This is a genomic window from Mesorhizobium sp. M1A.F.Ca.IN.020.06.1.1 (assembly GCF_004023265.1).
Taxonomy (GTDB): Bacteria; Pseudomonadota; Alphaproteobacteria; order Rhizobiales; family Rhizobiaceae; genus Mesorhizobium.
In genome coordinates, this window is sequence record NZ_RZSR01000319.1 from 1 (window position 1) to 5,799 (window position 5,799).

Sequence of the window (5,799 nt, forward strand, 5' to 3'; positions counted from 1 at the left end):
TCTCAAGGGCGTGCGGCAGCGGCTTTATAACCGTTTGAAATTTCTCCCCAGTGCCGCCAAGATGCGGCCGGAGTCGCTAGCGAAGAGGCGCTGATGTCCGACTTAGCCCATATCACTGCCGCCATCTTCAAGCGCGCCGGCAAGGCCAGGCGTTTCGTCGTTGCCATTGCCGGCCCGCCGGGAGCCGGCAAGTCGACCATATCGGGCAGGCTGCATGAATTGCTGCCGGAGGGCACGTCCGAAGTCGTGCCGATGGACGGCTTCCACTATGACGACATCGTGCTCAACCGGCGCGGCCTGCGCGCGCGAAAAGGGGCGCCGGAAACCTTCGATTTTGCCGGCTTCGAGACGCTTTTGAAGCGGATCCGCTCCGGCGAGCCGGACATTGCCATTCCGGTCTTCGACCGCAGCATCGAACTCTCGCGCGCCGCCGCCGAGATCATTTCCGCCGACACCAAGTTCATCCTGGTCGAGGGCAACTATCTGCTGCTCGACGAGGAGCCGTGGTCGCGGCTGGCAGAGCTGTTCGATTTCACCATTTTCGTCGATGTCCCGCGCGACGAGCTCGAGCGCCGGCTGATGGAGCGCTGGCGCGGCCATGGCAAGTCCGACGAGGACGCCCGCGCCTGGATCGCCTCCAACGACATGCCCAATATCGAGCGCGTGCTGGCGCGTCGCCGGGAGGCCGACCTGGTGATTGGTTAACCTGCTCAATTTTCACCATTTTCGGGCGGGAACCTTAAGATTTACAGGTCGTTATCTCCATGACCCGAATTGTCCGGCACTGACGCGATTCCAGGAAAGTGTGTAACGGCTTCCGGAATTGCGCGATAACAGGGAACCGTCTTATGGCAACCAAGACCAGAAAACCCGCGCCTGCAAGAAGCAGAGCCAATCAATCCAGAGCTGGTGCAGCTACCGCAACGGCCGAGCGCTCCAAGGACGCCAAGCCGAGCTTCGGCAAGGCCGCGCCCAAGAAAGTCGTGCCCGGCACCGCGCACAAGGCCCCCGCGAAGGCCGCGAAGCCGCATAAGCCGGCGGCAAGCTCGGGGCCGATCCGCACTGTGGCAAGCGTGGCGACCGGCGCGGTGGTGGCCACCGCGCGGCTTGCCGCATCCGTGCTCGGCCGAGGCGGCGCCAAGGCCAAGCCCAAATAGAGCGACTCAGCTCCTGACCGGGATAGTCAGGCCCCTCTGCACGGCGGGCCGTGCGAGGCCGCGCTCCAGCCATGCCGCGACACCGGGGAAATCGTCGAAGCCGACCAGATCGCGCGCTTCGTAGAAGCCGATCAGATTGCGCACCCAGCCCAGCGTCGCGACGTCGGCGATGGTGAACTCGTCATCCATGATCCATTGCCGGCCCTTGAGCCGCGTTTCCAGGACGCCGATGAGGCGCCGCGACTCGTCGCGATACCGCTCCAGCGGGCGCTTGTCGGCGATCTCGCGCCCGGCGAATTTGTTGAAGAAGCCGACCTGTCCGAAGATCGGGCCGATCGCGGCCATCTGGAAGAACACCCACTGGATCGTCTCGTAGCGCCGGATGGGATCGGCCGGGATCAGCTTGCCGGTCTTGTCGCTGAGGTAGAGCAGGATGGCGCCGGATTCGAACAGCCCGATCGGCTTGCCGCCGGGCCCGTTCGGATCGATGATCGCCGGTATCTTGCCATTCGGGTTGAGCGACAGGAATTCCAGCGTCCAGCTCTCGTTCTTGCCGATGTCGACCGGATGCGGCTCATAAGGCAGGCCGATCTCCTCCAGCGCGATCGAAATCTTCACGCCGTTGGGCGTCGGCCATGAATAGAGCTGCAGGCGGTCGGGATGCTTGGCCGGCCAGCGCTTGGCGATCGGAAAGGCGGACAGGTCGGTCATCGGGGCTCCGGATGCGGATGGGCGCGTGGCGGCGCGCGTGGCGGGTGGGCAAGACTTAGGACCCCGGCCCTCTGGGATCAATATGGCCGGCAATCGCCCCCCATGGACGGTCAGTCAACCGGCACCCGCAAGGATGGGAACGCGTCCGGCGCCGGCGAGCGCCCGCGTCGGCTCGCCCATCTCAGATCGCCCGTCTCAGATCGCCTTGAAGGCCAGCACGGCATTGGTGCCGCCGAAGGCAAAACTGTTGCTCAGTGCTGCGCGCACCTTGCGCTCGCGCGCCACATTCGGCGTCACGTCGAGATCGCATTCGGGGTCGGGCTCGCGGAAATTGGCAGTCGGCGGCACGATGCCGTCGCGGATCGCCATGACGCAGGCGATCATCTCCAGCCCGCCCGAGGCGCCAAGGCAATGCGCATGCATCGACTTGGTCGAGGAGACCGAGAGTGCGCTCACATGCTCGCCGAAGACGCGTTTGATCGCCGCGGTCTCGATCTGGTCGTTGGCCTTGGTGCCGGTGCCATGCGCATTGAGATAGTCGACGTCCTCGGGATTGAGCCCTGCATCCACCAGGCAGAAGCGCATCGCCGCTTCCGGTCCCTCGACGGTCGGCGCGACGATGTCGGAGGCATCGGCCGAGAGGCCCGCGCCGGCGATCTCGGCAAGGATGGTGGCGCCGCGCGCCATTGCGTGGTCGTAGCTTTCCAGCACCGCCATGCCGGCGCCTTCGCCGAGCGACAGGCCCTGGCGGTCGGCAGAGAACGGCCGGCAGGTGTCGGGCGAGAGCACGCGCAGCGCCTCCCAGCCCTTGAGCACGCCCCAGACCAGCGGCGCCTCGGTGCCGCCGGCGACCATGACGTCGGCGCGGCCGAGCCGGATCTGGTCGACGGCCGAGGCGATGGCATGATTGGCCGACGCGCAGGCCGAAGTGACGCCGAACACGGGTCCGCGCAGGCCGAGACTCATGCTGACCTGGCCGGCGGCCGCGCCTGGCATAACCTTCGGCACGGTGAAGATAGCAGCGCGGTTGCGCCCCTCGATCAGGATCGCGCGGTAATTCTCCTCGATCGTCTCGAAGCCGGCGACGCCAACGCCGACAACGGCACCCATCCGATAGGTGTTGTCGGTATGCGCGACCAGTCCGGACTGCCGCATCGCTTCGCGCGCCGCGATCACCGCCAGCAGGCTGAAGCGGTCCATCGACACCACCTGCTTGCGGTCGATGCCGTGATCGGGCAACGCCTTGATTTCGGAGCCGACCTTGACCTTCAGGTCATGCAGCGAAGGATTGTCGATCGGGCCGATTGCCGAACGGCCGGCGCGCATGGCGTCCCAGATCGCCGGCACATCGGTGCCGAGCCCGCATATTCCGCCAATGCCGGTGATGACGACGCGCTTGAGCATGCAGTCAGGCTTTTTTCGCGATCAGTTCGCGAACCGCCTCGACCATGTCGCCGACGTTCTTGAGGTTGCTCCAGGCGTCGACCGTGTTCATCTCGATCTCGATGCCGTACTTCTCCTCGAGATCGAAGATGATCTCGGTCAATTCCAGCGAATGGATCCCCAGCGTGTTGAGATCCGTGCTCGGCGTGATTTCTTCGCCGCCAGGTTCGGCATGCGCTTTGATCTTTTCGATGATTTCGGTCGTCAGCTGGTCAGCCATTCGGTTCCTTCCCCTGTCGTTTTCCGACGCCAACTGATCAGCGCCCCTGTGTCCCCGGATTCACAAACGTCGTCGCCCCTTACCTCGCCAGGAATCCGCGTGACCGCTCCAAGGTGGCTCCCTCTATAGAAACCGAAACGATGTCAAGCAACAAGCTATATATCGACAAAGCCGGTGGAGTGCTTAACGTTGGCGCCGTGGACATGATCGAGGATATCCTGATTTCTCTGCCTGCCGCGCAACGTGTTGCCGGGCGAGGCAGGCTTTTCTGCGGCAAGAGCGGCGGCAGGACCCGCCTTCAACATCTCTATCAGGACGGATCGGCGAAGATTCGCATGCCGGCGGTGCAAGGCGACCCGCTCGAGGCCGTGCTGATCAACACGGCCGGTGGGCTGACCGGCGGCGACCGGCTTGGCTGGGAGATCGAGGTCGGCGAGGGCGCCTCGGCATCGATCACCACCCAGGCCTGCGAGAAGATCTATCGCGCCGCATCCGACCGGGCCGAGACGAAGGTCAGCCTCACGGTTGGCGCCGGCGGCAGCATTGCCTGGCTGCCGCAGGAAACCATCGTTTTCAACCGCGCGGCCTTTGCCCGCGCGCTGCATGTCGAGCTGGCGGTCGGCGCCGAGGCGCTGCTCCTGGAGGCGACGCTGTTCGGCCGGCTTGCGATGGGCGAACGGACGGTCCTGGGCAATTTCCATGACCGCTGGCGGGTTTGCCAGGGTGGCAGGCTCATCCACGCCGAGGACTTTCGCATCGGCCCGGATATCGCGGCCGGCCTCCAGCGCCAGGCCGTGACCGGCGGCGCGCTTGCAAGTGCAACGATGCTTCTCGTCTCCCCGCGTGCGGAAACCCTGCTGGAACCTGCCCGCGCGATCATCGGTGATCAGGGTGGCGCCAGTTTCTGGAGCGTCGGGCAATCTGGCAAGCTTCTTGCGAGGCTCACCGCCGGCGACGGCTACCAGCTCCGCAAGCGGCTGATTCCGCTCGTCGAGCTGCTCAACGGACGGGCTGGCCTGCCCAAATTATGGTCACTTTGACCTTCGAATACTTTGATCTTGAGTACCGAGAAGACGCATGAACCTGACGCCGCGTGAAAAGGACAAGCTGCTGATCGCCATGGCGGCGATCGTGGCGCGCAGACGACTGGAACGCGGCGTCAAGCTCAACCACCCCGAGGCGATCGCGCTGATCACCGATTTCGTCGTCGAGGGCGCCCGCGACGGCCGCTCGGTGGCCGAGCTGATGGAGGCCGGCGCCCATGTCGTCACGCGCGCCCAGGTCATGGACGGCATTGCCGAGATGATCCACGACGTCCAGGTCGAGGCGACATTTCCCGACGGCACCAAGCTGGCGACCGTGCACGAACCGATCCGGTGAGGAGGATCCAATGCTGGAACTCAGACCCAATTGCGAATGCTGCGACAAGGATCTGCCGCCGGAGGCGGCGGATGCGCTGATCTGCACCTTCGAATGCACCTTCTGCGCCGATTGTGCGCAAAATGTTCTCGGCGGTGTCTGCCCGAACTGCGGCGGCAATTTCGCGCCGCGGCCGATTCGGCCGGCGGCAAAGTTGAAAAAATATCCGGCCTCGACCAAGCGCGTGCTCAAGGCCGGGGGCTGCGGCCCCCGCAAGGCCGCATGAGTCGGCAATTTGAAGAGGACCCGCCCATGATTTCCGCTTCGACGAAACGCACCGCGCTTGCCGCGATCCTCTTCCTGGCGGCGGCGATGCCGGCTTACGCCCATGTCGGCGTCGGCACGACCTCGTCCTTCACGGCGGGCTTCATGCACCCGCTGTCGGGCCTCGACCATATGACCGTCATGATTGCGGTCGGCCTGTGGGCGGCGATGAAAGGCAGCAAGGCGGTGCGGGCCTGGCCGCTCGCCTTTGTCGGCGCGATGGTGGCGGGCGCAGCACTCGGCATGCTGCAGGTGCCGGTGCCTTTCGTCGAGCCGGGTATCCTCGCTTCGGTCGTTGCCCTCGGGTTGCTGGTGGCGCTGGCGGTCGACCTGCCGGTCTCGGCGGGTGTGGCCATCATCGGCCTGTTCGCCCTGTTCCACGGCCATGCGCATGGCACTGAAGTGCCGGAGAATGCCGGCGGCCTCGAATATATGGCGGGTTTTGCCGTGGCGACGGCACTTCTTCATGGCATCGGCATCGCGGCCATGCTCGGTCTTGGGCTCCGCTTCCGCGCCCTGGCGCGTCTTGCCGGCGCCGCCTGCGCGACGGTCGGCGCTGGCCTTGCCTTCGGCGTGCTGTGAGGC

Annotated in this window: 9 protein-coding genes; 6 read left to right on the forward strand and 3 right to left on the reverse strand. The window is 65.3% G+C overall.

Translation table 11 applies throughout. The features are described 5' to 3' along the window. Positions 1-93: 93 nt before the first annotated feature. Both EOA60_RS15725 and EOA60_RS15730 read left to right on the forward strand, forming a co-directional pair. The gene (locus tag EOA60_RS15725) at positions 94-705 is read left to right on the forward strand and encodes a nucleoside triphosphate hydrolase (protein ID WP_127216826.1); all 612 of its coding nucleotides are present in this window, start codon (positions 94-96) and stop codon (positions 703-705) included. A 143-nt stretch (positions 706-848) separates the two neighbouring features. Beyond that, positions 849-1,157, forward strand: a complete 309-nt coding sequence (locus EOA60_RS15730; protein ID WP_066999117.1) for a hypothetical protein — start codon at positions 849-851, stop codon at positions 1,155-1,157. A 6-nt stretch (positions 1,158-1,163) separates the two neighbouring features. Here the strand turns inward: EOA60_RS15730 and EOA60_RS15735 are convergent, their stop codons facing one another. From EOA60_RS15735 to EOA60_RS15745, 3 genes are all read right to left on the reverse strand, one after another. Continuing rightward, a complete protein-coding gene (locus tag EOA60_RS15735; protein ID WP_095825538.1) occupies positions 1,164-1,868 on the reverse strand; it encodes a glutathione binding-like protein in 705 nt (234 codons plus the stop codon). 195 nt (positions 1,869-2,063) lie between these two features. Continuing rightward, positions 2,064-3,272, reverse strand: coding sequence for a beta-ketoacyl-[acyl-carrier-protein] synthase family protein (locus EOA60_RS15740; RefSeq protein ID WP_066999123.1), 1,209 nt, complete (start codon positions 3,270-3,272; stop codon positions 2,064-2,066). A 4-nt stretch (positions 3,273-3,276) separates the two neighbouring features. Continuing rightward, entirely contained in the window at positions 3,277-3,531 is a 255-nt protein-coding gene (locus EOA60_RS15745; protein WP_040975089.1) for an acyl carrier protein, read from the reverse strand. A gap of 197 nt (positions 3,532-3,728) precedes the next feature. Here EOA60_RS15745 and EOA60_RS15750 point away from each other — a divergent pair, with 197 nt between their 5' ends. Genes EOA60_RS15750 through EOA60_RS15765 form a run of 4 tightly spaced genes read left to right on the forward strand, consistent with a single transcriptional unit; the run spans position 3,729 to position 5,796 of the window. After that, a complete protein-coding gene (locus EOA60_RS15750; RefSeq protein ID WP_179293656.1) occupies positions 3,729-4,571 on the forward strand; it encodes an urease accessory protein UreD in 843 nt (280 codons plus the stop codon). Positions 4,572-4,608: 37 nt separating this feature from the next. Beyond that, complete coding sequence (locus tag EOA60_RS15755) at positions 4,609-4,911, forward strand: urease subunit gamma (RefSeq protein WP_128311577.1); 303 nt, start codon at positions 4,609-4,611, stop codon at positions 4,909-4,911. A 10-nt stretch (positions 4,912-4,921) separates the two neighbouring features. Further along, complete coding sequence (locus EOA60_RS15760; RefSeq protein ID WP_067323959.1) at positions 4,922-5,176, forward strand: DUF1272 domain-containing protein; 255 nt, start codon at positions 4,922-4,924, stop codon at positions 5,174-5,176. A 26-nt stretch (positions 5,177-5,202) separates the two neighbouring features. Further along, the gene (locus EOA60_RS15765) at positions 5,203-5,796 is read left to right on the forward strand and encodes a HupE/UreJ family protein (protein ID WP_095825539.1); all 594 of its coding nucleotides are present in this window, start codon (positions 5,203-5,205) and stop codon (positions 5,794-5,796) included. The last annotated feature ends 3 nt before the right edge of the window (positions 5,797-5,799 follow it).